The 23,824-nt window shown below is 70.5% G+C and carries 21 protein-coding genes and 1 pseudogene; 8 read left to right on the top strand and 14 right to left on the bottom strand.

Going from position 1 to position 23,824, the window contains the following annotated elements; all coding sequences use genetic code 11:
- Positions 1–120 precede the first annotated feature (120 nt).
- A complete protein-coding gene (locus tag DWB05_RS02435) occupies positions 121–2,280 on the top strand; it encodes a malate synthase G (RefSeq protein ID WP_114374691.1) in 2,160 nt (719 codons plus the stop codon).
- Between the two features lie 22 nt (positions 2,281–2,302).
- On the opposite strand, the gene DWB05_RS02430 is transcribed toward DWB05_RS02435, so the two are convergent.
- From DWB05_RS02430 to DWB05_RS02420, 3 genes are read right to left on the bottom strand one after another with little or no spacing between them, the layout of a single operon-like run.
- Positions 2,303–2,890 (bottom strand): exopolysaccharide biosynthesis protein, encoded by a 588-nt coding sequence (locus tag DWB05_RS02430; protein WP_114374689.1) that lies wholly within the window; start codon positions 2,888–2,890, stop codon positions 2,303–2,305.
- A gap of 18 nt (positions 2,891–2,908) precedes the next feature.
- Entirely contained in the window at positions 2,909–4,291 is a 1,383-nt protein-coding gene (locus DWB05_RS02425) for an ABC1 kinase family protein (protein WP_232818362.1), read from the bottom strand.
- A complete protein-coding gene (locus DWB05_RS02420; RefSeq protein ID WP_114376504.1) occupies positions 4,291–6,096 on the bottom strand; it encodes a M3 family oligoendopeptidase in 1,806 nt (601 codons plus the stop codon). The genes DWB05_RS02425 and DWB05_RS02420 overlap by 1 nt, the downstream gene beginning before the upstream one ends.
- A gap of 49 nt (positions 6,097–6,145) precedes the next feature.
- On the opposite strand from DWB05_RS02420, the pseudogene DWB05_RS14805 reads away from it, so the two are divergent.
- From DWB05_RS14805 to DWB05_RS02410, 3 genes and pseudogenes are all read left to right on the top strand, one after another.
- A pseudogene (locus DWB05_RS14805) lies at positions 6,146–7,024 on the top strand (AMP-binding protein); the annotation flags it as partial.
- 130 nt (positions 7,025–7,154) lie between these two features.
- Positions 7,155–7,934: an AMP-binding protein gene (locus tag DWB05_RS14800; protein ID WP_232818361.1), complete on the top strand. Its 780-nt coding sequence runs from the start codon at positions 7,155–7,157 to the stop codon at positions 7,932–7,934.
- A gap of 284 nt (positions 7,935–8,218) precedes the next feature.
- The gene (locus DWB05_RS02410; protein WP_114374687.1) at positions 8,219–9,007 is read left to right on the top strand and encodes a hypothetical protein; all 789 of its coding nucleotides are present in this window, start codon (positions 8,219–8,221) and stop codon (positions 9,005–9,007) included.
- A gap of 59 nt (positions 9,008–9,066) precedes the next feature.
- Here DWB05_RS02410 and DWB05_RS02405 read toward each other — a convergent pair whose 3' ends face one another.
- Positions 9,067–12,066: an N-6 DNA methylase gene (locus tag DWB05_RS02405; protein ID WP_114374685.1), complete on the bottom strand. Its 3,000-nt coding sequence runs from the start codon at positions 12,064–12,066 to the stop codon at positions 9,067–9,069.
- Between the two features lie 46 nt (positions 12,067–12,112).
- Here DWB05_RS02405 and DWB05_RS02400 point away from each other — a divergent pair, with 46 nt between their 5' ends.
- Positions 12,113–12,541, top strand: a complete 429-nt coding sequence (locus DWB05_RS02400) for a hypothetical protein (RefSeq protein ID WP_157967043.1) — start codon at positions 12,113–12,115, stop codon at positions 12,539–12,541.
- A 50-nt stretch (positions 12,542–12,591) separates the two neighbouring features.
- Here DWB05_RS02400 and DWB05_RS02395 read toward each other — a convergent pair whose 3' ends face one another.
- Together DWB05_RS02395 and DWB05_RS02390 are read right to left on the bottom strand one after the other, a co-directional pair.
- On the bottom strand, positions 12,592–12,891 hold the full coding sequence (locus tag DWB05_RS02395) for a DUF2312 domain-containing protein (protein ID WP_114374681.1): 300 nt from the start codon (positions 12,889–12,891) through the stop codon (positions 12,592–12,594).
- 58 nt (positions 12,892–12,949) lie between these two features.
- A complete protein-coding gene (locus DWB05_RS02390; protein WP_232818360.1) occupies positions 12,950–13,264 on the bottom strand; it encodes a DUF1244 domain-containing protein in 315 nt (104 codons plus the stop codon).
- A gap of 151 nt (positions 13,265–13,415) precedes the next feature.
- Here DWB05_RS02390 and DWB05_RS02385 point away from each other — a divergent pair, with 151 nt between their 5' ends.
- From DWB05_RS02385 to DWB05_RS02375, 3 genes are all read left to right on the top strand, one after another.
- The gene (locus DWB05_RS02385; RefSeq protein ID WP_232818434.1) at positions 13,416–14,645 is read left to right on the top strand and encodes a glycerate kinase type-2 family protein; all 1,230 of its coding nucleotides are present in this window, start codon (positions 13,416–13,418) and stop codon (positions 14,643–14,645) included.
- 9 nt (positions 14,646–14,654) lie between these two features.
- A complete protein-coding gene (pyk, locus tag DWB05_RS02380) occupies positions 14,655–16,118 on the top strand; it encodes a pyruvate kinase (protein ID WP_232818359.1) in 1,464 nt (487 codons plus the stop codon).
- 66 nt (positions 16,119–16,184) lie between these two features.
- Complete coding sequence (locus tag DWB05_RS02375) at positions 16,185–16,580, top strand: hypothetical protein (RefSeq protein ID WP_232818358.1); 396 nt, start codon at positions 16,185–16,187, stop codon at positions 16,578–16,580.
- A 78-nt stretch (positions 16,581–16,658) separates the two neighbouring features.
- Here the strand turns inward: DWB05_RS02375 and DWB05_RS02370 are convergent, their stop codons facing one another.
- The 8 genes from DWB05_RS02370 to DWB05_RS02335 form a co-directional block, all read right to left on the bottom strand.
- A complete protein-coding gene (locus tag DWB05_RS02370; protein WP_114374673.1) occupies positions 16,659–18,029 on the bottom strand; it encodes an esterase-like activity of phytase family protein in 1,371 nt (456 codons plus the stop codon).
- 146 nt (positions 18,030–18,175) lie between these two features.
- On the bottom strand, positions 18,176–19,267 hold the full coding sequence (locus DWB05_RS02365) for a 2Fe-2S iron-sulfur cluster-binding protein (RefSeq protein WP_114374671.1): 1,092 nt from the start codon (positions 19,265–19,267) through the stop codon (positions 18,176–18,178).
- A gap of 55 nt (positions 19,268–19,322) precedes the next feature.
- Positions 19,323–19,859 carry a 1,2-phenylacetyl-CoA epoxidase subunit PaaD gene (paaD, locus tag DWB05_RS02360; protein WP_114376501.1) on the bottom strand — a complete coding sequence of 179 codons (537 nt, stop codon included), beginning with the start codon at positions 19,857–19,859 and terminating at the stop codon, positions 19,323–19,325.
- 31 nt (positions 19,860–19,890) lie between these two features.
- The gene (gene paaC, locus DWB05_RS02355; protein ID WP_114374669.1) at positions 19,891–20,661 is read right to left on the bottom strand and encodes a 1,2-phenylacetyl-CoA epoxidase subunit PaaC; all 771 of its coding nucleotides are present in this window, start codon (positions 20,659–20,661) and stop codon (positions 19,891–19,893) included.
- A 16-nt stretch (positions 20,662–20,677) separates the two neighbouring features.
- On the bottom strand, positions 20,678–20,965 hold the full coding sequence (paaB, locus tag DWB05_RS02350; protein ID WP_114374667.1) for a 1,2-phenylacetyl-CoA epoxidase subunit PaaB: 288 nt from the start codon (positions 20,963–20,965) through the stop codon (positions 20,678–20,680).
- 218 nt (positions 20,966–21,183) lie between these two features.
- The gene (gene paaA, locus DWB05_RS02345; RefSeq protein WP_114374665.1) at positions 21,184–22,185 is read right to left on the bottom strand and encodes a 1,2-phenylacetyl-CoA epoxidase subunit PaaA; all 1,002 of its coding nucleotides are present in this window, start codon (positions 22,183–22,185) and stop codon (positions 21,184–21,186) included.
- A 34-nt stretch (positions 22,186–22,219) separates the two neighbouring features.
- A complete protein-coding gene (locus DWB05_RS02340; protein WP_114374663.1) occupies positions 22,220–23,140 on the bottom strand; it encodes a PaaX family transcriptional regulator C-terminal domain-containing protein in 921 nt (306 codons plus the stop codon).
- A 38-nt stretch (positions 23,141–23,178) separates the two neighbouring features.
- Positions 23,179–23,811, bottom strand: a complete 633-nt coding sequence (locus tag DWB05_RS02335) for a TetR/AcrR family transcriptional regulator (protein ID WP_114374661.1) — start codon at positions 23,809–23,811, stop codon at positions 23,179–23,181.
- Positions 23,812–23,824: the final 13 nt, after the last annotated feature.

The raw sequence follows: 23,824 nt of genomic DNA, 5'->3' as shown, positions 1-23,824 counted from the left end.
CGAACCCCGCTTGTCTGCCCGATCGGGCAACGCTCAGCAAGGGCCGACGACGGACGCTCTCGACAAACGATGACGGATCGGTGATAGGGGATTGCTGCACTGCAACGGAGGGAACGCAGCATGTCGCGCATCACGCTCGCCGGCCTTTCGGTCGCGCGCGAGTTGGCGGCCTTCGTCGCCGACGAGGCGATCCCGGGCACGGGGCTTTCGGCGGAGGCGTTCTGGCAGGGCTTCGCGGCCCTGCTGGCGGAGCTCGCGCCTCGCAACGCTGCCTTGCTCGCGGAGCGGGATCGGCTGCAGGGCGAGATCGACGCCTGGCACCGCGCCCGGCGGGGGCGGCCGCACGACGCTGCCGCCTATGAGGCGTTCCTGCGCGAGATCGGTTACCTCGTCCCCGCTCCGCCCCCGTTCCAGATCCGCACCGAGAATGTCGATGCCGAAATCGCGCTAACCCCTGGGCCGCAGCTCGTCGTTCCGGTCTCGAATGCACGGTATGCGTTGAATGCCGCGAACGCCCGCTGGGGCTCGCTCTACGACGCGCTTTACGGCACGGATGCGCTCGAGCCTCTGCCGGCGAATCTCTCCGGCTATGATGCTGCCCGCGGTGCGAAGGTGATCGCCAAGGGCCGAGCCGTGCTCGATCTCGTCGCTCCCCTCGCCCGCGGCAGCCACGCGGAGGCGGAGGCGTATCGGGTTCGCAACGGCGTCCTCGTCGTGTCGATCGCGGGTGCGGAGACGGGTCTGCGGGAGCCCTCCTCGTTGGTCGGTTTCAACGGTGCGCCGGAGGGCCCCTCCTCCATTCTCCTGCGTCACCATGGCCTGCACGTCGAGATCGTGCTCGATCGTGACCACCCGATCGGGCGGACGGACCGCGCCGGCATCGCCGACATCGTGCTGGAGAGCGCGGTGACCACGATCCAGGACTGCGAGGACTCCGTCGCCGCCGTCGATGCAGCGGACAAGGTCGCGGTCTATCGCAACTGGCTCGGGCTGATGCGCGGCACGCTCACCGCCACCTTCGAGAAGAACGGCCGGATCATCGAACGCGCGCTCAACCCGGACCGCAGCTGGACCGCGCCCGGTGGCGGAACCGTCACGCTGCCGGGGCGCAGCCTGATGCTGGTGCGCAACGTCGGCCACCACATGATGACCGATGCCGTGCTGGATGCCTCCGGTAACCCGATCCCGGAGACCTTCCTCGATGCCGCCGTCACCAGCCTGATTGCGCTGCACGACCTCAAGGGCCTGGGCCGGTTCCGCAACAGCCGTGCGGGGTCGATCTACATCGTCAAGCCGAAGCTGCACGGCCCGGCCGAAGTGGCGCTCGCCAACGACCTGTTCGCGCGCGTCGAGGATCTGCTCGGCCTGCCGCGCTTCACCCTCAAGATGGGCATCATGGACGAGGAGCGGCGCACCAGCGTCAACCTCGCCGCCTGCATCCGCGAGGCGGCGGATCGCGTGGTGTTCATCAACACGGGCTTCCTCGATCGCACGGGCGACGAGATCCACACCTCGATGGAAGCGGGCGCGATGATCCGCAAGAACGAGATGAAGAACGCCGCCTGGATCCGCGCCTACGAGGACGGCAACGTGGATGTCGGGCTCGCCTGCGGCCTGCCCGGGCGGGCGCAGATCGGCAAGGGCATGTGGGCGATGCCGGACCGGATGGCCGACATGCTGGCGCAGAAGATCGCACACCCGAAGGCGGGGGCCAACACGGCCTGGGTCCCCTCGCCCACCGCAGCCACGCTGCACGCCCTCCACTACCACGAGGTGGACGTGCTGGCGCGGCAAAAGGAAATCGCTGCCCAGGGCCCGCGCGCCAAGCTCGCCGACCTGCTGACCATTCCGGTGGCCGATCGGCCGAACTGGAACCCTGCCGACGTCCAGGCCGAGCTCGACAACAACTGCCAGGGCATCCTCGGCTATGTCGTGCGCTGGATCGATCAGGGCATCGGCTGCTCGAAGGTGCCGGACATCAACGACGTCGGGCTGATGGAAGACCGCGCGACGTTGCGCATCTCCTCGCAGCACATCGCGAACTGGCTCGCCCACGGCGTGGTCACCGAGGCGCAGGTGATGGAGACGCTGAAGCGCATGGCGGTGGTGGTGGATCGCCAGAACGCCGGCGACCCCGCCTACCGGCCGATGGCGCCGCGCTACGACGGCCCGGCTTTCCGTGCCGCCTGCGATCTGATCTTCAAGGGGCGGGTGCAGCCGAACGGCTACACCGAGTTCCTGCTCACCGAGTGGCGCCGGGTGGCGAAACAAGCAGCGTGACGTCGCACGCGCGGGAACCGGCTCATCGCGCCTGCGCCAGCACCAACCAAAAAGCCCCCGCCGCGATGGTCGCGGTCACGGCTAGGGACATCGCGAATACGATCCCGTCACGTTCCAGGTATCCAACCGCGAGAACGACCAGCGCCGCGCCGAATGGCACGCCGATGAACGGAAACGGCGCGGCCAGCAGGAGAAGGGCGAGAACGACCACGAGGAGCCCGGTGACGCGCCTCGTCAACGCGAACGGTGTCGGCCAACGCGGTCGCACCTGGCGCTCGAGCCGCACCAGCCACGGCGTTGCGGTGGTCACCATTCGTCTCAGGTTGGCGACCGTGATGCGACGCCTGCCGAGAAACGCCGGAAAGGATGCCCTGTCCCGCCCGAGCATCATCTGCACGCCAGGAAACAGAAGAAGGATGCCCGCGAGAACGCTGACCCCGGGCAGCTGCGACAAGGCTCCCAGAAGGGCGATGATCAAACCGAATGAGCGTTCGCCCAGCCGTCCGACGACCCAGTCGAGGTCTACCGTGTCGCCGCTCGCCTCAACGCTCAGCCGCAGGAGCCGAGCCGAGGTCGGCTCTCCTTCGGTGGGAAGATCGCGCTCGCCCATCTCATCCGGGGCGCCCCGTCAGGCCGCAGCCGGCACCCCCGCTTCGGCCAGGGCCTGCTTCTGTCGCGCATCCACCGCCGCGACGTCGAAGTCGGCGATCAGCTCGTGGAACAGGCGGTGCCAGTTCAGCTTGGCGCGCGTGCGCAGGAAGACGCTGCCGAGCCCGATGGCGGCGCGGTCCATCAGCAGGAATTCGCGCGGCGGTTTCACCCCACCGATGCGCTTCAACCCCGCGTGCACTTCGAGCGCCACCTTGCGGCCGAACTGCGGATCGTCCGATTCCTGAATCAGCCGCTCGCGGTCCTGCATCAGGGGTTCGTACAGGAACTCGGCCCAGATGTTCAGCACCGCCATCTTCTCGCGCGTGAGGTCCTTGAACCCCCAGACGGTGTAGGCGTGGTGCGCCTTTTCCTCATCCTTGTCGCGGATCGCCTCGTAAAGATCGATCACGCCGCGGATGAAGTGGGCGGGGAAGACGCGGATGCAGCCGAAATCGAGCAGGTTGACGGAATGATCCGCCCGCGCCTGGTAGTTGCCGAGGTGCGGGTCGCCGTGGATCACGCCGTAACGATACAGAGGCACGTACCAGGCCTTGAACAGGTTGGTGGCAAGGCGATTGCGCACCTCCTGCGGCGGGTCTTCCTCGATCACCCGCATCAGAGGCCTGCCCTCCAGCCACGTCATGGTCAGCAGGCGTGGGGTGCAGTAGCCCTCGATCGGGGTCGGCACGTGCACGTCCGGGTCGCGTTCGAAGATCCGGCCATAGAGCCGCATCTGCGCGGCCTCGCGCGAATAGTCGAGCTCCTCGCGCAGCCGCTCCGCGATCTCGGCGTAGAGCTCCTCCTGCTGGATCGCGTTGTCCATGCGGCGGTAGAGCGCCATGGCGAGCTTCAGTTGGCGCAGGTCGGCCTCGACCACGCTCGCCATGTCCGGATACTGCAGCTTGCAGGCAACGGCGCGGCCATCCGGCAAGGTGGCGCGGTGCACCTGGCCGAGCGAGGCCGCGGCCGCCGCTTCGCGGCCGAAGGAGGCGAACTTCGCCTGCCAATCGGGGCCGAGCTCGGCCTGCATGCGGCGATTGACGAAGGGCCAACCCATCGCCGGCGCGTTCGCCTGCAGCTGCGACAGTTCCGCCGCGTATTCCTGCGGCAGGGCGTCGGGAATGGTGGAGAGGAACTGCGCCACCTTCATCAGTGGGCCCTTCAGCCCGCCGAGGATCGCCTTCAGCTCCGTCGCGTGCTCGGCGCGATCGGTCTTGAAGCCGAACAGCCGCTCTCCCGCCACCCGCGCGGCGATGCCCGTCACCGCGCCCGAGGTGCGCGCGAGACGCTTCAGTTGCCCGAAGACAGAGGCCTTCTCCTCGGCTGCCATCGCCCGCGTCGCCACAGCCTGGTCCGCCATCACGGCATGTCCTTCTCGAGCTCGTCGATGAAGCCCGCGATCACGTCGAGCCCCTTCTTCCAGAAGGCGGGGTCGGAGGCATCGAGACCGAATGGAGCGAGCAGCTCCTTGTGCCGCTTCGTTCCGCCTGCGCGGAGGAGCTCGAGGTACTTCGCCTCGAAGCCCGGGTGCCCCTCACGATAGAGCTGGTAGAGCGCGTTCACCAGGCAGTCCCCGAAGGCGTAGGCATAGACGTAGAAGGGGCTGTGGATGAAATGGGGGATGTAGGCCCAGTAGTACCGGTATTCGTCGGCGAAACGAAAGGCGGGGCCGAGGCTTTCCGTCTGCACGGACAGCCAGATTTCACCCAGCCGATCGGCCGGCAGTTCGCCGGAGCGGCGCTCGTGGTGCACCTGCTGTTCGAAGCGGTAGAAGGCGATCTGCCGCACCACCGTGTTCAGCATGTCCTCCACCTTGCCGGCGAGCAGGATGCGGCGCCGACGCGCGTCCTTCTCCTCGTCCAGCATGGCGCGGAAGGTGAGCATCTCGCCGAACACCGAGGCGGTCTCGGCCAGCGTCAGCGGTGTGGAGGACATCAGGTAGCCGTTCGAGGCGGCGAGGATCTGGTGCACGCCGTGGCCGAGTTCGTGCGCGAGCGTCATCACGTCGCGTGCCCGCTCGTGGTAGTTGAGGAGCAAGTACGGATGCGCCGACGGAACGGTCGGGTGCGCGAAGGCGCCCGGTGTCTTGCCCGGCTTGAGGCGGGCATCGATCCAGGCGTGGGTGAAGAAGCGATCGCCGATGTCGGCAAGCTCCGGGGAGAAGGCGCGATAGGCCGCGCGGACGCGGCGCGTCGCCTCGTCCCAGGGGATCTTGCGGTCGTCATCCTCCGGCAGCGGCGCGTTGCGGTCCCAGTACTCGAGCTTCTCAAGCCCGAGCCAGCGCGCCTTCAGCGCGTAGTAGCGGTGCGAAAGCCGCGGATAGTCGGCGGTGACGGCGGAGACCAGCGCCTCGACGACCTCGTCCTCGACCATGTTGGCGCGGTTGCGGAAACTCTCTGGGCGCGGGTAGTGCCGCCAAGTGTCGATGATCTCCTTGTCCTTGGCCAGCGTGTTCGTGATCAGGCCGAACAGGCGGATGTTGCGCCCGAGTACCGAGCCGATGGCGCGGGCGGCCGCCTCGCGCCGGGCGCGGTCGGGGTCGGAGAGGCGATTCAGCGCATCCGACAGCGTCAGTTCCTTGCCCTCGACGGGGATGCGCAGATCGGCGAGCGTCTCGTCGAACAGACGGTTCCAGGCCGCCCGTCCCGTGACATCCTTCTCGTGCAGCAGACGCTCGAGCTCGTCCGACAGCTGATGCGGCCGGAACACCCTGAGGTCGCGCAACCAGGGCCGCCAGCGGGCAAGCGGCGTGCCGCGCATCTTCGCCTCGAGCTCGCCGTCCTCGAGACGATTGAGTTCGAGGGTGAAGAAGATGAGGTGGGAGGAGATCGCGGTGACCCGCTCGTTGCAGCCTTGGTAGAAGCGGCCGACCTTGGGGTCGGTCGCGTCCTCGGCGAAGACGAGCTGGGCATAGGACATCACCCGGCCGAGGATCTCCTCGATCCGCTCGAACTCGGCGATCGCCTCGGCAAGCTCCGCCCCGGAGAGGGTCGCCAGCTTGCCCTTGTAGGCATCGGAGAACCGCCGCGCCTCGGCTTCGGCGCGGTCGAGGTCCGCCTTGATTTGCGGGGCGTCCATCCCCGGATAGAGATCGCTGAGGTCCCAGGCCGGCAAGGCGGCAGGCTCGGCCTGGGCGACGGGGGCTTCGGGCGCGGCCGTTGGCATCGGATGGAGAAGCACGGAGGAGTCCTGCACTGACGCGTCTGGCGCCGATATGGCACGGCAGCCGGGGCATGCAACCGGTTGCGAGGACGGTGACGGTCGCAAGGAAGCGAGGAGACCGGGGGTGACGGCGTCCTATCCCGATTGGCCGAACTGCGCGGCAATGATTTTCGAGCGTGCCGAGCGCTGGGGAGCGCGCCCGGTGCTGTGGCGCAAGCGTCCCGACGACTGGTACCCGATGGTCTGGAGCGAGCTGGGCCGGCGGGCGGCCGCCCTGGCCGTCACCTTGCGTTCCCGCGGGGTGGCGCCCGGCGATCGGGTGCTGATCGTCTCCGAGAACCGGCCCGAGTTCCCGATCGCGGATACGGCGGTGATGGCGCTGCGGGCGATCTCCGTCCCCACCTACACCAGCAACCTGCCGGCGGATCATGCCCACATCCTGCGCGACTCGGGGGCTCGGGTCGCCATCGTGTCCAACGTCGCTCTCGCTCGGCGCGTGCTCGAGGGAGCACGCCTCGCCGACGGGCTCGATCTCATCGTCGCCATGGACGACGTGGGCGAGATCGAGGGCGTGCCTGTCGTTACTTGGGGCGAAGCGACGGGCCGGCCGATGAGGATCGACGAGATCGCCGCCGAGGCCGCCCTCATCCCTCCCGAACAGACGGCCTGCCTGATCTACACCTCCGGCACCGGCGGTCTGCCGAAGGGGGTGATGCAGCCGCACCGCGCCATCCGGGCCAACTGCCGCGGTGCGTGGGAACTGCTCTCTCCCTTGGGCCTGATCTACAACTCCGAGGTCTACCTCTCCTTCCTGCCCCTCTCCCACTCCTACGAGCACACCTGCGGGCAGTTCTTCCTGCTCTCCATCGGCACCAACATCTTCTACTCCACCGGCGCAGAACGGCTGGCGGCGGAGATGCTGGACGTGCGGCCGACCGTGATGACGGCGGTGCCCCGGCTGTTCGAGGTCATCCGCGACCGCATCCTGCTTCAGGTCGAACGTCGGGGGGGGGTGGCGCAAGCGGCTGTTCGACCTCGCCCTCGAGGCCGGGCTGAGGCGCGTGCGCGGCGAGCCCTTGGGCTGGCTCGGCCTCATCGACCCTCTGCTCGACCGCCTGGTGCGGCGGAAGGTGCGTGCCCGCTTCGGCGGGCATCTGAAGGGGATCATGTCGGGCGGCGCGCGGCTCGACCCCGAGGTCGGCCGGTTCTTCCTCGCCCTCGGCGTGCCGATCTTCCAGGGCTACGGGCAAACGGAGGCAGGGCCGGTGATCTCCGCCAATCCGCCGGGCGCGATCCGCATCGAGACCGTGGGCAAGCCCCTGCCCGGGGTCGAGGTGAAGATCGCCGCGGACGGCGAGATCCTGGTCCGGGGCGACCTCGTCATGCAGGGCTACTGGAACAACCCCGAAGCGACCGCCGCCGTGCTCGACGCCGAGGGTTGGCTGCACACGGGCGACATCGGCCGCCTCGACGACGGCTACCTGATCATCACCGACCGCAAGAAGGACTTCCTCAAGACCTCGGCGGGCGAGATGGTGAGCCCGGCGCGGGTGGAGGGCGTGCTGATGCGCGACCCCGCGATCGCCCAGGCCGTGGTGGCCGGCGACGGGCAGCCGCATCTGGTCGCGCTGATCGTGCCGGCGGAAGGCGCGGACGAGGCGGCGGTGGCGCTGGCGGTCGAGGCCGCGAACAAGCAGCTCGCCGTGCACGAGCGCGTGCGGCGTTGGAAGATCGTGCCGCCGTTCACGATCGACAACCAGTTGCTCACGCCCACCCAGAAGGTGCGGCGGGCGGCCGTGCTCGCCGAGCACGCGGAAGCGGTGGCCTCGCTCTACCGCTGAGGGCGCCGCTTTACGCCCTTGGCCCTTTGGACCTTTGGGCGTTCCGGCCGCGCCGTCGTCCGGGCGCGCGAAACCCTTCCGCGTGGCGAGGCTACCCCGCGGCTGCGTCAGCCCCGGACGGGCTAGGGGGATGGGGGCATGCGGGGGAAGGGACCCGTCCCTTCCCCCGCGAGGGGATCGGGACGCCACACGGGGGAAGGGCCGATGGGCCCTTCCCCCGCACCCCTATCCCGGGAAACGTCTCCAGGAAACGTCTCCGCCGCCCCAACCCCTGCCGTCGCCCGATGTCCACACCCAGCCCGCTCGACACATCCTGGTGGCACGACCTTCCCGCCGAGGCTTGGTCGGCCCGCAGAACGGACCTTCTCTGGTCTGCCTTCGGGCCGACCGCGGAGGCCGCTTGCCTCGACCGCTTGGCCGAGGCCCTCCCCCTCGCCCGCCGGCCCTTCACCGCCGGCGACCTGGCCCGCTACGATGGCTGTCGCGCCGTCGTGCCACCCACCGAGCCCCCCATCCACCTGCTCGGAGTGCCCGAGGGTGTCGGCCACCTCCTCTTCCAGGCCGACCCGACCGAGGATGGGTTCGTCCTCACGCACATCGTCCCCGACCTGTTCTGCGGGCCGGACATCGGGCTCATCCTCACGCGCACCTGGCTTGCGCCCGATCGCCGGGCGGCCATCCTCGAAGCGATCGGCGAAGAGACCGGAACGATCGCCTTCTACGACCTGTTCTGGCCGCTGACCCGCGACCTCTATCAGCCCCACCGGCCCATCCGGTTCGCCGTCGGTCTCCTCGCCTACGGTGTCGTCTTTCCCGCCACGCCGATGGAAACTTGGCTCACACCCTGCCCCGCACCGGACGAGGCCGTCGTTTGCGGCACCGTGACCCGCGTCTGGGACCCGCTGCCCGAGCCGTTTCTCGGCACCCGGGTGCGGCGCGTCGACGTCGCAGCGGGCGGGCGCAAGATCGGCGTGCTGATGACCGACGCGGTGTCTGGCGGATGTCAGCCTCAAATCGGTGAGGGATTCATGGCCGAAGGCTGGCTCTCCGGCCGCTTCTGGCAACTGCCCTAGCCGGTGGGTCTTGCCGGCGCATGGCGGGGGAAGGGCCGATGGGCCCTTCCCCCGCACCCCTATCCCAGGAGTTCGGCGACGAGCGCGTGCAGCTCCGCCGCCAGCCCGGCCTCGGCCAGCGCCCGGCGGATGGCGGCGCGCTGGGCGCGGAAGTGCCGCGACTCCTCGAGCGGAACAGACGCTGCGATGGCCTCCGCCTGCGCGGCCGCCTCGGCGAGGCGGCGATGGATGCAGTTGCGGGGATCGAACTCGGGGATGGCGAGCACCTGCCAGACCAACTTGTCGAAATGGCGGGGCCCGAACAGCCCCCGGGCCTGGAAGCGTTCGACGCGCTGCCGGGTTTCGTCGGCGTTCAGGATGGCGGTGAGGTAGCGCCCCTCCTCCATCGTCTCCACGGCTGCCCAATACGCTGTGTGGTCGACCAGCGCCGAGGAGCCGCTGAGGATCGCTGCCGCGAGGTGAGTGCCAGCCTTCGCGTAGACAACCCGCAGCGGGGCCGGCGGGTGCTGGATCGAGAGCTTCCGCAAGTGATCGAGATTATCGCGCAAGCCCATCTTCAGCTCCCCGCTTGCCCGCCGCGACGCATGCGCCGCCCACTTCGCCTCCGCATCCCGCAGCCAAGCAGTCAGATTGGGAAACCCCGCAATGTCGGCCGCCCGCGCATCCATCACCGTTCCGTTCTCCCCCATCGGCACCACCGCGGTGGCCGGCGTCCGCAGGAGGAAGGGCAGGATGGTTTCCCCCAGCACCACCGGGCGCAGGAAGCGGGCCTCCACCGGGCCCTGCGGCGGCGTCACCGCGTTCCACGGCGGTTTGTCCAGGTTTCCCGCCCGCCCGCGCACCCGCGGCGCAGCCGGGTTGGCGCCGAGCCTGCCAGCGGGCAACGGTTCGACGAAAAACAACCGCCTCGGATAGATAGTCGCTCCGTCGCGAAAACGCCGTGCGTACGGGCTCCGCCCCTCGTGCTCCACCTCCTGCGGCCAGGGCTCGTCGCGTACGCGAAGCGCCTGCGCCGCCTCCGCCGCCGTCGCGTCCCGCCGCGGCAGGTGCCCCACCCAGGCCCGCACCGTCGCCGGCAGCACCGTCGCCTCCCCATGCCCCCGGGCCGGCCGGGCAACACGCCGCGCGAACAGCACGCAGGCGAGATTCGGAAACACCGGCTCCGCCCCATCCAGGCGCCAGCCCGCCTCGATGACGAGCCGAGTGGTCGCATGCACGCCCTGCCGCACCCCACGAAAAGCCGGGCGCGTGAGAAACCCGTGCGGCAGCACGAACGCGATCCTGCCACCCTCGTTCAGGTAGCGCTCGGCACTGCGCACCCAGAAGAGGGCGGCAAGATCCTGGCTGGTGGCATAGCGTTGCCCGGCCCAGAGGCGCTCGCGCCTGAGCGCCTCACGCAACCGGTCCTGCATCGCAGGGGCGAGGTCGTTGTAGCGAACCCAGGGCGGATTGCCGATCACCACCTCCGCCCGATTCTCCGCCCGCGACAGCCAGAGCGGGCGCACCAAGTTGCGCAGCACGAAGGGCCAGATGTCGTTCCGCCCAGCCTGGTAGAGCGCCCTCAGCCTTCGGAACGGCGCCACCATGGCGCGGGCATCCGCTTCCGACACCCCATTCAGCCGGCGGAGGGCGGCAACAAGGCCCTCCTCGGTCCCCTGCCGAAGCGCTCGCGTAAGCTCGGCGAGCCCCGCGTCGTAGGCCGCCTGGTTCTCGGCGAAGCCGGCCGGAATGGTGATCGGCGCATCGTCGGGCACCGCCACCACCACGTCGCGCCCGCCCACCGCCTCGCGCAGGTTCCACTGCATCGAATCGCCGAGGAAAACCGGAACCGACAGACGCTCCGGCCTCTGCCGCACCGCCTCGCCGAGGGCGAGCAGCCACGTCACGCGGGCGAAGATGACCGCGACCGGGTGGATATCGATGCCGCGCACGCGCTCCGCCGCCAGCGCCACCGCCTCGCGGATGGGCCGCCGGGCCTCGCGTGCGGCCTCCAGCAGGCGGCGCACGGCGCGGAACAGGAAGGTCCCCGACCCGCAGGCCGGGTCGAGCACGGTCTGTTCGAGCGGGCGGGGGATCGCCGCCCGCACCATTTCGGCCGCGAGCCAATCGGGCGTGTAGTACTCGCCGAGGATCCTGCGCTCGGACGGATCGATCAGGTTCTCGTAGAGCGCCTTCAGCACGTCGGTCTCGGCGTCGTGCAGGCGGAAGCGCTCGGTCTGGCGCGCGAGCCGAAGCACGAAGTCATCCCCGCCCGGCGCGTGCAGGACCCAGTCGAAGAAATCGGACTCGACCGCGCCGACGATGCCGGCCTCGGCGAGCGCCCGCCCCGACAGCAGCGCCTCCGCGCTTTCGGCCCGCGTCTCCAGCACGTGCAGGGCGATCGTCTTGGCGACGATGGTCAGGTAGGTGTGCTGCAGGAACAACGCCTCGTCGCCGATGCGCGTGCCGTACACCTCGGCCAGCAGGTCGTCCCACAGCTTGCGCTTGAGCTGGGCCTCCGGGTTGTCGGCGAGCGTGCGCCAGAGCCGTGCGAGCTCTCCCCTCGCCCTGGCCCAAACCAGGCTCTCGCGCCCCAGCTCCTCGCGGACCGTCTGCGCCTCCGGCGCAAGGTCGCCCCTCACCCCCACCGCCGGTTCGAGCCAGCGCAACAGGGCGGCGGGGTCGGCGGTGTCGGCCGCAAGCTCGAAGCGGCGAAGCTCGGCGAGGCCTTCCTCGCCGCGCTCGAAGGCGATCCAGACCGCCCCGTCGGTCGCGATGCCGAGCGCACGGCGCCCCGTCTCGCGCTCGACATCGGCCAGGTAGTCGGGCAGGCGGCGTTCGACCTCCGCCCGCTCCTGCCTCAGGTCACGCTTCAGTTCGAACAGCGTGTCGCCGAACAGGGTGTCGATTCGGCCGCGCACGCGGGCACGCCAGTCCTCCTGGCGGAGCTGGGCGGGGTCGATGCCGAGGCCTTCGCGCAACAGCTCGGCGAGCAGGACGCGCACCTGCTCGTGGCCCGGGCGGCGCGCAAGGGCCGCGATGACCTCCGGCAACCGCGCCTCGCGCCAACGATTCGTCACCGCGCCCCTCCCGACCATGCGACGGAGGGCGAGGATTTCAGCGCAAGTGGCTGATGGCAAGCGGCTGCACGCAGGACGGTTGCGGGCGGGCCGCATGCTGCCTACCCTCTCCGCCATGGCACGACGCAACCAGGCGCAGGGCGACCTGTTCAGCACCACACCCGCCCAGCGCGACCTCTTCGATGCCGACCCGGAGGCGGATCGCAAGCGCGCCGAGCTGCAAGCCTACCTGTTCGACCACATGCGCCGGGAGATGGACGCGATCGACGCCAAGCTCGCCGCGGCGAAGGACGTCTTCCCCTTCCGCGACTACGGCGAGGCGCTGATGACCGAACTCTCCTACAAGCACTGGTGCGCGCAGCTTCCCGAAGGCGAGGAGCGCTACGCCCGCTTCCTCGTCGAGATGCAGCGCGTCTACGACATCGAAAACCGCCGCCTCGGCTATCTCGACGACGATGAAGGAAAAGAGGGATAGGGGTGTGGGGGAAGGGCCGATCGGCCCTTCCCCCACATGCCCCCATCCCGTCACCCCATCCCAAGCGCCCGCTTGTAGAGGTCGAGCAAGGACTCCTGCTCCTGCACCTCGGCCTGGTCCTGCCGGCGCAGACGAATGAGCTGGCGCATCACCTTGACGTCGAACCCGGCCGATTTCGCTTCCGCGTAGACGTCCTTGATGTCGGCGGCGAGCGCCCGCCGCTCCTCCTCCAGCCGCTCGATCCGCTCCACCAGGCTGCGCAGGCGGTCGGCCGCGATGCCGTAGCTCGCGTCGTCCGCCTCCGCCGTGCCCTTGCGGGTCGCGGTCGCCGTCTGCTGCGCCTTGGCCATGCATGGCCCTCCTTCGGAACCCGGGGGCCGGGAGGCATAGTCCGCCCCCGGGGCGGGATCAATGCTCGTGCGGGCGGGCCTTCTCGAAGGCGGCGAGCTGCGCGGCACTCGCCTCGCGCTGATACTTCGCCTGCCACTCCTTGTACGGCATGCCGTAGATGATCTCGCGCGACTCGGGGTCGGAGAGCGCGATGCCGCGCTCCTCAGCCGCCGCCCGATACCACTTGGCGAGGCAGTTGCGGCAGAAGCCGGCGAGGTTCATCAGGTCGATGTTCTGCACGTCGGTGCGCTCGCGCAGGTGCTGAACGAGGCGCCGGAAGGCCGCGGCCTCCAGCTCCACCCGCGTGCGGTCGTCGATCTCGGCAACTGTCATCCTTTCCTCCATGGGCCGGGTCGCTCTCGCCTGCTACATGGCGCGGGCTCAGGCGATCGACCAGACTCCGCCGCAGGAACGGAAACGAGGGAACGGCACGGTGAGGGCAGAGGCGCTGAACGACGACAGGGCGAGGGCCGCACTGCGGGCGATGCTGGACGCCGCGATCGCCGCCGCCGACCCGGCCCCGCGCCTCGCCGCCTGCCTGCCGCCGAAGCCCCCAGGCCGGGTGGTGGTGGTCGGTGCCGGCAAGGCCGCGGCGGCCATGGCCGCCGCCGTCGAAGCCGCCTGGGGCGAGGTCGCGGGCGTGGTGGTGGTGCCGGACGGGCATGGCGCGCCCACCCGGCACATCAGCGTGCTCGAAGCCTCGCACCCGGTGCCGGATGCGCGCTCCGAAGCCGCCGCACGGCGCATCCTCGCCGCCGTGCAGGGCCTCGGGCCGGACGATCTCGTGCTCGCCCTCATCTCCGGCGGCGGGTCGGCGCTGATGGCCCTGCCCGCGCCCGGCCTCACGCTCGCCGACAAGCAGGCGGTGAACCGCGCCCTGCTTGCCTCCGGCGCCACCATCCACGAGATGAACTGCGTGCGCAAACACCTCTCCGCCATCAAGGGCGGGCGCCTCGCCGCCGCCGCCCACCCGGCGCGGGTGGTGACGATCGCGATCAGCGACGTGCCGGGCGACGACCCCGAGGTGATCGCCTCCGGCCCCACGGTGCCGGACCCCACCACCTTCGCCGAGGCGCGCGCGATCATCGATCGCTACCGGATCGAGGTGCCGCCCGCCGTCGCCGCCCACCTCGCCCGCGCCGAGGACGAGACCCCGAAGCCCGGCGACCGGCGGCTTGCTTCCGCCGCGTTCCGCTTCCTCGCCACCCCCTTTGCGAGCCTCGAGGCGGCGGCCGGGGTGGCGCGCGAACGGGGCCTCACCCCGCTGATCCTGGGCGATGCGATCGAGGGCGAGGCGGCCGTGGTGGGGACGGCGCTCGCGGGGATCGCGCGCAGCGTGCGCGACCACGGCGTGCCGGCGGCGGCACCCTGCGTGCTCCTCTCCGGCGGCGAGACCACGGTCACGCTGCAGGGCGCCTCCGGCCGGGGTGGGCGCAACACCACCTTCCTGCTGGGGCTCGCGCTCGCGCTCGGCGGACGGGAGGGCATCTGGGCGATCGCCGCCGACAGCGACGGCAAGGACGGCAACCTGGAGGCCGCCGGCGCCATCGTCGCGCCCGACACCTTGGCCCGCGCTCGCGCCATGGGGCTCGACGCCCGCGCGATGCTGGCCGCCAACGATGCCGGAACGTTCTTTGCCCGGCTCGGCGATCTCGTCGTCACCGGACCCACCCTCACCAATGTCAACGACATCCGCGCCATCCTCATTGCCTGAGCAGGATCCATGTCGCCCTCCCACTCCCCGCCCGCCCCGATGCGCGAGAGGCCCGCGCTCAGGCGCCATCGCCGCACCAAGATCGTCGCCACCCTGGGCCCCGCCTCATCGAGCCCTGAGATGATCGCGGCCCTGTGGCACGCGGGCGCTGACGTGTTCCGCCTCAACTTCAGCCACGGTTCGCACGAGGATCACGCCGCGCGGCTGGAGGCGATCCGGGCGCTCGAGAAGCGCGCGGGGCGGCAGATCGCGGTGCTGGCGGATCTCCAGGGGCCGAAGCTCCGCCTCGGCGTGTTCCGCGGCGGCAAGGTGCAGCTGCAGCAGGGCCAGACCTTCCGCCTCGACCTCTCGCCGGTGCCGGGCGACACGCGACGCGTGCAGCTCCCTCACCCGGAGATCATTCACGCCGCGCGCATCGGCTCCACGCTGCTGATCGATGACGGCAAGGTGAAGCTCCGTGTGGCGAAGGTGCGGCCCGACCATCTCGAGTGCGAGGTGGTGGTGGCGGGCGCGATCAGCGACCGCAAGGGCGTGAACGTGCCGGACGTGACGCTGCCAATTCCGGCGCTGACGGAGAAGGACCGCCGCGATCTCGACTTCGCGTTGCAACGCGGGGTGGAGATCGTCGCCCTCTCTTTCGTGCAGCGGCCCGAGGACGTGGCGGAGGCGCGCGCGCTGATCGACGGCCGGGCCTGGGTGATGAGCAAGCTGGAGAAGCCCTCCGCGCTGGAGCAGCTCGACGAGATCGTCGCCCAATCGGATTGCGTGATGGTGGCGCGCGGCGACTTGGGCGTTGAGTTGCCCCCCGAGAACGTTCCGCTCGTGCAAAAGCGCGTGGTGAAGGCCTGCCGGCGCGCGGGCAAGCCGGTGGTGGTGGCGACGCAGATGCTGGAGAGCATGATCGCCGCCCCCACCCCCACCCGCGCCGAGGCCTCCGACGTCGCCACCGCCGTGTTCGACGGGGCGGATGCGGTGATGCTCTCGGCCGAGAGCGCGGCCGGCGCCTACCCGCGCGAGGCGGTGGCGATGATGGACCGCATCGTCGCCCGCGTCGAAGCCGATCCCACCTTCCGCGAGATCCTGGAAGCCACGCGCTCGCCCCCCGAGCGGCGATCGGCCGATGCGATCGTCGCCGCCGCCCGCCAGGTCGCGCACACCATCGGGGCGCGCGCCATCGCCACCTTCACCATGTCCGGCTCCTCCGCCTTGCGGATGAGCCGCGAGCGGCCTGAGGCTCCGATCCTCGGTCTCACCCCGCGCGAGGAGACGGCGCGCCGGCTTTGCCTCGCCTGGGGTGTGTATCCGATCGTGACGGCGGATGCGCACTCGATGAGCGAGGCGGTGGCGAAGTCGGTGCGCATCGCCGCACAAGAGGGGTTCGCGCAGTCGGGCGAGGAGATCGTCGTCATCGCCGGCATGCCCTTCGGTACCTCGGGCACCACGAACGCGCTGCGAATCGCCACCATGCCCTGAGGCGGAAAACCGTGTAGGCTCGCCTGCCGTGCGCCGCCTCTTCGCCCGCACGGCCGAGGAGCCCCCATGGTCCAGAGCCTTCGCCTTGCGGCGCCCGTCCTGTTCGCCCTGCTTGCGTTTCCGCCGACGCTCGCCGCGCAGGCGCCGTCCGACTTGCGCGGCATCTGGTCGGCCGATCCGGCTTGCGACGAGAACGCGCTGCGCCACGTCATCGGCGAGCGCAGCCTCGAGTGGCGCGAAGGCGGCCGTCGCATCGCGTACGCCGAAACCCGAGTCCAGCTCCGCGGTGATCAGATCCGCTTCGAGATCCGCTCCGCCGACCCGCCCGATGGGCCGATCCGCGTCGGCGACGTCGTGCGCTATCGCCGCGTGCCGGGAGGACTCGTTCCGATCGCGATCGAGCGTGCGGGAGTGGTGATCGATCTCGCCGCCGATCGACCCTTCGTCTCCTGCCGCCGCTGAAGACTGATGGAACGAGGCCCCGGGCGGGGATGACCCACCCGGGACCGGAACGTCACGACGAGGAACGCGGCTCGCCGCTCAGCGCGCGGCGAGCAGCTCCGGTACGCGCAGCAGGATGAACTCGTTGTCGGCGGCGCGATCCAGCGCCCGCCCCGACGAGAACGGCAGGTTGTTGTCCACCGCGACCAGGATGTGCGCGTCGTCAACCTTCATCACGTTCTCGATGGTGAAGAAGGGGAAGGTGAACTTGCCGCGCAGGTCGCGCCGCGCCGCGGTGGGCAGGCGGGCAAGGCCCTCGGGGTCGGCGATGTCCATCAGGTCGATGTGCGCGACTTTGCGCACGAAGCCTTCGGCATCGACGCTGCCCGTGTCGATCAGCACCACGCGCTTGAAGCGCGCGGGCAGCGGGAAGCAGTCGCGGCGCGGCTCACGCGGGTTCTCGCAGGCGAGCGAGGGGTCGCCCTCGCCGTTGTCGCGCTCGATCACGAGAGCCCGGCGGTTGTCGATGAAGTTGAAGTCGCCGATCGCGGTCGCGCCCTCGTCGAGACGGTACTTGAACTCGCGCCCCGTCCAGCGCCCGGCCTTGGGGTCGAACTCGAGCACCGGCACGAAGTTGCCCTCAGGCTGACCGTTCTCGGCCAGCAGCGGCCGCTCGATCATCGCCCACAGCATGCCCGTCTCGGGATGGAGCGCCAGACCCTCGAAGCCCGCCGAGCGCGGCACCACCCACTCACGCCCGGCCTGGGCGGGGATCACGAGCGCCGGATGGTCGGGGCTGCGGATCTCGCGCCCGCCCCGCAGGGTGGGAAAGACGCCGGTGACGCGCCCATCCAGCGTGGCGGAGATCAGGAAGGGTCCGAACTCGTCGCCGATCCACACCGTGTCGCCGACCACCTGGATCGATTCGGGATCGAAATCCCCACCCGTCAGGTAGCGCGCCTCGGTGTCCTCGTTGACGATTCGGAACGGCACCTTCTTGTCCGGGTCGCGCAGCCAAACGACCTCGCGCACCTCCACCGTACCCTGCTGCCAGTTGGGCGCGAGGCGGGTGAAGTAGAGCAGCGCGTCGGGCGAGTTGCGCTTGTTGCCGAACCCGTTGTCGACGAGCGCGTAGATCGAGCCATCCGCGTGCCGCGCCATCGCGAAGCCGGAGAAGCCCTGCAGCGGCTGGCCGAGGAAGGGCAGGCGGATCCCCGTCTCGCGGTGGCCGTGCATCGCCCCCGTGTTGCCCATCACGCTCATCGGCCGCTCGTTGCGCTCATTGCCGGGGCCGGTGAACTTGCCGGAGATCCACGCACCGCGCGGCGCATCGGCCGGCGGGGCGAGCATGCTCATCGCCGGGATGATGGCGTGGCCGGCGAGCACGGCGGGTTTCCGCTCGTTGGCGAAAGCCCCGCACGCGAGCACCGTGCCCGCGAGCAGGAGGGCGGCAAAGATGGAACGACGCATCGGTCTCTCCTCGCGTTCAGGGAGCGCGCCTTCGCGGCGAAGGCGCGGGCAGGCACCCCTAGCGAGGCTCGATTGCACACGCTTGACGCGGGCGTGACCGTTTCGTTGCGCCGCTCCGACGGTCTCGCGGCGGTGTCGGCGAACGCTCAGGCGGCGTCGTAATCGACGGCGAGGCGCTCCGTCTTCGGCCGGCTCTGGCAGGTGAGCACGAAGCCCGCTTCGAGCTCCCAGGGCTGCAGCGACCAGTTGCGGTCCATCGCCACCTCGCCTTCGGTGAGGCGGGCGCGGCAGGAGCAGCACATGCCGCCGCGGCAGGACCACGGCGCATCGATGCCTGCGCGCAGCACGGCCTCGAGCACCGTCTCGCCTTCCGCCATCGGCACGTCGCGCGTCGTGCCGTCGACGGTGACGGTCAGGCGGGCGATGATCGGCGTGTCGGCGGTGACGGGGGCGGGCCGCGGCGCCGGCGCCGCCCCATCGGCCGGAGTGAAGCGCTCGACGTGGATGCGCTCGCGCGCCACACCGAGGCCCGTCAGCGCCTGCTCCGCCGCCTCCGGCAAGCCGACCGGGCCGCAGAGATAGGCGGCGTCGATCTCGGCCGGAGCGACGAGACCCGGCAGCAGGGCGGCGATACGGTCGCGATCGAGCCGCCCGTGCAGGGAGGCGAGCTCCGAGGCCTCGCGCGAGAGCACGTGCACCACGGTGAAGCGCGCGAGATGGCGGTCCTTCAAATCCTCGATCGCCTCGCGGAACATGATGTCGGCGCTGGTGCGGTTGCCGAACAGCAGCACGAAGTGGGAGGCGGGTTCACGCGCCAGCAGCGTGTGCGCGATGGAGAGGATGGGCGTGATGCCGGAGCCCGCCGCGATGCCGACGACGCTGCGCGCCGCCGCCGGATCGGGCTGGAGGATGAACCGGCCTTCCGGCGGAGCGGCCTCGATCACGTCGCCCTCGCGCGCCTCCTCCACCGCCCACGTGGAGAAGCGCCCGCCCGGCACGCGCTTGATGCCGACACGAAGAGTCCCTTCGTCGAGCCCGGCGCAGATGGAATAGGAACGACGCACCTCCTCGCCCCCGATCTCGCGCCTGAGCGTGAGATACTGGCCGGGCAGGAATCGGAACGCCTCCTCGCCGCCGGGCGGCGGAACCAGGGTGAGCGCGACGGCATCGGGGGTGAGCCGCTCGATTTGCGCGATGGTGAGCGGACGGAAACGTGTCGCCGTGGTCACCGCGTTCATGCTGTCGTTCCTCCCTCGTTCCGTCCCGTTCGCGTATCGGCCCGAGCCCCCGTCCTCAGAGGCACTTGAAGGCATGGAACGGCTCGCCGCAGGCGCGGCAGCGTCGCAGCGCCTTGCAGGCGGTGGAGCCGAACTCGGAGATCAGCTCCGTCTCGGCCGACCCGCAGTGCGGGCAGGCGACGGGCGCCTCCGCGCCGAACAGGGCGCGGCGCGAGGCGGCGGGTGGGGGTGGCGCGATACCCGCTTCGAGCAGGGCGGCGCGGCCCGCCGGCGTGATCCAATCCGTCGTCCAGGCCGGGGCGAGCACCAGGTTCACCCGCGGTCGGCCGCACCCCGCGCGTTCCACGGCCGCCTCGACCTCGAGCGCGATCATCCGCATCGCGGGGCAGCCCGAGTAGGTGGGGGTGATGTCGATCTCGACCACGCCGTCCGCGCCGAGCCGGACGTCGCGCAGCACGCCGAGATCGGCGATGGAGATGGTGGGGATCTCTGGGTCGACGACCGAAGCGGCGGCGGCGCGGGCGGCCGCGAGCAGGCGCGCGGGGTCGGCGGAGAGCGTTGCGGGAGCAGTCCGTTCCGCGATCGTTGCCATCATCCCCTCCTTCGCCACGCCGCCACGGGCGTCACCAGGTGCAGCCGGGGTAGGCGCGCTGCAGGTGCTGCATCACCGCCAGCATGTGGCCCAGATGTTCGGTGTGCCGCCCCGATCGCCCGCCCGTCTGCATCCAGCCGTCGGCGGGCCGCGGCAGCAGCGCCTCGTCGAACACGCGCGTCACCGTCGCCTCCCAGGCGGGGCGGAGGGTCGCGGGGTCGGGCAGCACTCCGGCCGCGATCATCGCCCGATCCGCCGCGTCGGCCTCGAACAGCTCCCCGGTGTAGGGCCAGAGCGTCTCGAGCGCGGTGAGCATCCGCCGCCGGCTCTCCTCCGTGCCGTCGCCGAGGCGGATCGTCCACTCCCCGGTGTGACGCACGTGATAGGCCGCTTCCTTCTCCGCCTTGGCGGCGATGGCGGCGAGCTGCGCATCCGCCGAGCGCGCGGCTGCCTGCCAGAACGGATGGGCCCAGGCCGAAAGCAGGAAGCCGCGTAGGATGGTGAAGGCGAAATCCCCGCGCGGCAGTTCCGCCATGAGAACGTTGCGGTACTGCGGGGCATCGCGCAGGTAGGCGAGATCGTCCTCCGTCCGGCCCGCCCCCTCGACCTCGGCGGCGTAGGCGTAGAGCGCGCGCGCCTGGCCCAGGAGATCGAGGGCGAGGTTGGCGAGAGCGAGGTCCTCCTCGATCATCGGCGCATGCCCGCACCATTCGGAGAGCCGATGCGAATGGACGAGCGCGGTGTCGGCGAGGCGAAGGAGCGAGAGGACGAGCGGGGTCTCGGCGACCGCGATGGTGGTCATGGCGCGCCCTCCCCGCTCACATATGCCCGACTTCGGGCGGGATGTCGTAGAAGGTCGGGTGCCGGTAGGGCTTGGAGGCGGTGGGTTCGAACAGGGCGTCCTTGTCGGCCGGGTCGGAGGCGGTGATGGCGGCCGAGGGCACCACCCAGATGGAGAGGCCCTCGCCGCGGCGCGTGTAGGTGTCGCGCGCCGCCTGCAGCGCCATTTCGGCGTCCGCCGCGTGCACCGACCCCACGTGCCGGTGCGCAAGCCCAGAACGCGCGCGGATGAACACCTCCCACAGCGGCATCTTCGGTTCCGTCATCGTCCGTCCTCCCTCCTCCCGTTCCTCACTCTTTCGTGCGGCCCGCCCTGCTCCCGTTGCCGAAGCCGCTCGTTCCGCTTGCCGTCCGTTGCCGGCCCGTTCGACCCTGCAGCCTACTCGCTCAGCACCACGTGCAGCAGGATCAGGCCGATCATGGCGATGACGATCTCGAACACCATCCACTCGCCCATCGGCCCCTCCCCACCCCGCGCCGCGCGCTATTCGGCGGCGATCTTCGCCGCCGCCGCCCGGGCGCGGCGCTTCGCCGCGTGCGCCAGGGCCGCTTCGCGCACCCAGGCCCCTTCCTCATGCGCGCGGCGGCGGGCTTCCATCCGTTCGCGGTTGCACGGCCCGTTGCCGGCGAGCACCTGGCGGAACTCTTCCCAGTCGATCGCACCGAAGCGCCAGTGCCCGCTCGCCGCGTCGTAGCGGAGGTCGGGGTCGGGGATGGTGAGGCCCAAGTAGTGCGCCTGCGGCACGGTGGCGTCGACGAACTGCTGGCGCAGCTGATCGTTGGTGAAGCGCTTGATCTTCCAGCGCATCGACTGTTCGGTGTGCACGCTCTGCGCGTCGGGCGGCCCGAACATCATCAAAGCGGGCCACCACCAGCGATCGAGCGCGTCCTGCGCCATCGCCTTCTGTTCCGCGCTGCCGCGGCAGAGGGCGAGCATGATCTCGTAGCCCTGGCGCTGATGGAAGCTCTCCTCCTTGCAGATGCGGATCATCGCCCGCGCGTAAGGACCGTAGGAGGTGCGGCAGAGCGGGATCTGGTTCATGATCGCCGCCCCATCCACCAACCAGCCGATGCAGCCGATGTCGGCCCAGGTGAGGGTCGGGTAGTTGAAGATCGAGGAGTACTTCGCCCGCCCCGTGAGCAGCTGATCGATCAGCTCCTCGCGGCTGACACCGAGCGTTTCGGCAGCGGCATAGAGGTAGAGGCCGTGCCCGCCCTCGTCCTGCACCTTGGCGATCAGCGCGGCCTTGCGACGAAGCGTGGGCGCGCGGGTGATCCAGTTGCCCTCGGGCAGCATGCCGACGATCTCGGAATGCGCGTGCTGGCTGATCTGGCGCACCAGCGTGCGGCGATAGGCCTCCGGCATCCAGTCGTTCGGCTCGATCCGCTCCTCGGCGTCGATCTTCGCCTCGAAGCGGGCGAGCTTGTCCGCGTCCTCGATGACCTTCGGCCCGGTGTCGGCCTGGTTCAGGGCCTGGGTGTACATCGGCGCTGTTCCTCCCCGTCTCTCGGCTTGGATATTACGGAAAACTGACTGCACCGTCAAGTTTCGTAATATCGGTGGGGCTGCCGAGATCGGCGAACCGTTCCGCAAGGCCGGGGTCGGGTGGCGGCAGGGGTGAGTCACCGCGGCTGCCGTGCGCATCGAGCCACGCCTCGGCGGCCGGCAGCAGGCGGGCATAAAGGGCGGCGCACAGCCCGCGCGCGCGCAGCCCCGGCCAGTCGGGCGGCAGCCAGGCGGGCGGCAGCAGCGGGTCGCGCAGGATGGCGCGCCGGAAGTCGTGGATGAGGAGAAGCCGCGCCACGGCGGCGACGAGCGGTGCGGGCTGCCTCGTCCGTGCCAGGCTTTTCGCCGCTTCCGTATAGGTGTCGAGAAAGTCGGCGTAGCGCGCGGCCACCGCCTCGAGCGGCCAAGCGGAGGCGGCGAGCGCGACGAGATCGTGCCCCCGTTCCGCCCGCGCGATGAGGCGGATCGCTCCCGCCACGTTCGGCATTTCCCGCCCGGCCGGGGCGACCGCCACGGCGGGTGCCGCGAAGCCCCAGCCGGCGTCGGCCAGCTTGGCGCGCGCCTCGTCCCGCCCCTCACCGTCGGCCAGGAGGATCAGCGCGATCTCCTCGGTGGCGGGCGGTGGAGGGCCATAGATGCGGGCCGTGGCGCGGGCGAACTCGGCCCGCGCGGAAGCGGTGAGGCGGTAGACGCCGCGCGCCTTGCCCGCCCGCTCCAGCCACCCTTCCGAGACGAGGCGCGAGACGGCGGTGCGCACGACCGGGCCGCCGATGCCCATCGGCTCGAACAGCGCGATCACGGTGGCGACGGCGAGCACGCCACCGCGCGGCACCACCGCATCGCCGAACAGGGTGATGATCAGGGAGCCGGTGCGCGGCGGGCCATCATGCAGGGCGGCGAGCCGACGCTCGAGCCAGCGGGGGAATTCGGACATGCCGCGCCGGATGCCACAAACGGCGCGGGCGGAAAACGTCAGCGGGCGCCGGCGAGCACTTCTGCCTTCCCGGCGGTGGCGTCGCGCGCGCCGGCGAGCACCATGCGCGCGCACATCCGCGCATACTCGGCGCGCGCCAGGGGCCCGTCGTCGCGAAACCACATGAAGGCCCAGTTCAACATGCCGAACAGGCTCATCGTCAGCGGCTTGAGCAGCCTGCGATTGCCGGCGAGCGCGGGTTCGGCCTCGGCGAGTGCGGCGGCGAAGAGGTCGACGAGACGGCGCTCCAAGGCCTTCAGCGCTTCCTGTGCCTGCTCGGGCAGAAGGCGAAGATGAGCGACCTGTACGCGGTGCTCATCATCGGCATCGCGATAGGCCTCGAGGAGCGCGACCGCCATGTCGGCCAGACGCGTGGCGGGATCACGCGCATCTCGCCGCCCCACCTCCTCCACCACGGCGACGAGGTCGCGCAGATGCCGGCCGATGATGTCGGCCAGCACCGCGTCCTTGTCGGCATAGTAGTGGTACACAAGGCCTTTCGACACCCCGGCCGCCTCGCCGATCATGGCGAGCGAAGTGCGGTCGTAGCCGTGGCGGGCGAACAGCGCGGCGGCGGTGTGCAGGAGGTGGTCGCGTTTGGCTTCGTAGTCGTGTGCGCGCTTGCGGGCCACGCGGGCGTGTCTC

Source organism: Elioraea thermophila (ex Habib et al. 2022), assembly GCF_003336755.1.
Classification (GTDB): domain Bacteria; phylum Pseudomonadota; class Alphaproteobacteria; order Acetobacterales; family Acetobacteraceae; genus Elioraea; species Elioraea thermophila.
This window is presented reverse-complemented; position numbering and strand designations above follow the sequence as displayed.